At 45.5% G+C, this 1,205-nt stretch carries 2 protein-coding genes and 1 pseudogene; all 3 read left to right on the top strand.

The window, feature by feature from the left end; genetic code table 11:
* A pseudogene (locus tag ASC50_RS00790) lies at nt 1-289 on the top strand (glycoside hydrolase family 2); the annotation flags it as partial.
* Between the two features lie 86 nt (nt 290-375).
* Nucleotides 376-990 (top strand): carbohydrate-binding family 9-like protein, encoded by a 615-nt coding sequence (locus ASC50_RS00785; protein ID WP_055432641.1) that lies wholly within the window; start codon nt 376-378, stop codon nt 988-990.
* A 15-nt stretch (nt 991-1,005) separates the two neighbouring features.
* The coding region (locus tag ASC50_RS06995) for a glycoside hydrolase family 20 zincin-like fold domain-containing protein (protein WP_226995300.1) at nt 1,006-1,205 on the top strand (200 nt) is incomplete at its 3' end.

Genomic DNA, 1,205 nt, shown 5'->3' with positions numbered 1-1,205 from the left:
GGCTGACAGGGGACTGGCGCAAATCACACTGAATGTGGTTGACGAAAACGGCGTACCGGTGATACTCTCGGACGACGAGGTAACCTGCACCATCGACGGTCCCGCCCGATTGCTGGGACTGGAAGCAAGCAACAATTCGGACATGGGCAATTACCGCGACAACGTACAGCGTGTTTTCCGCGGACAGTTGCTGGCTTACATAGAGGCAACAGGCGAACCGGGCGCAATAACCGTGAAGTTTACGGCACCGTGGCTGAAACCGGCAGAATTGAAATTAAACAGTAAATGAAGTAGATTATGAACCGATCACTATTCATACCTTTTTTTGTCATAAGTGTATTCAATACTTCTTGCGACAACAACTGTACTTACTCTGTGAAGACAATAGAAAGCGGACTTGTAACGCTCGATGGTAAACAAGATGAATCTGTTTGGTCACAGGCGGATTCAATCACTTCATTCGGCAACCCCTGGAATAAGGCCGTTTCACCTCCCACCTCACTGCGGATGTTAAAAGACAATCGGAATTTGTATTTCATCTTTCAAGTCATTGACAAGGAAATAGTGTTGGAACCCAATTTTTCCAATGAACGGGATGTGGAAAAAGAAGACCGTGTAGAATTGTTTTTTTCGCGAGACAAAGCGATGAATGATTACTATTGCTTTGAGCTCGATGCACAAGGCAGAACGCTTTCTTACAGGGCGAGTTATTACAGACAGCTCCATTTTGAATGGGAGCCGCCTTCCGGTTTTCTGTCCGCTGCTCAAATAAATTCCACCGGCTACACGGTAGAAGGTTCCATTCCCCTTGAATTTATTCACAGCATCGCTTCCAACGGACAAATCTATTTGGGGGCATATCGCGCCGAGTTTTCCAGACAAGGTGACACAATCGTTGAAAACTGGATTACTTGGGTAAATCCTAAAGTAGCAACTCCCGATTTTCACGTTCCTGCCTCATTGGGGCGTATGATATTGAGTGAAGAATAAAAAACAAAAATGGAAATGAAAACAGCAAGTAAGTGTTTTTTAGCAGTATGTCTTTTGTCAGGCTTCAATGCCTACGGTAAAGACGAAGTCCGCCCGTATTCCATCCTGCCCGCACCGCAGCAAGTGGAATACACCACCGGCTCTTTCAAACTGAAAGAAAAACTGACAATCGCGTTCCCATCAAAATTGGCAAACGAAGCAACATTGTGTAGAGA

The sequence above is a fragment of the Candidatus Symbiothrix dinenymphae genome (assembly GCF_001431085.1).
This window is presented reverse-complemented; position numbering and strand designations above follow the sequence as displayed.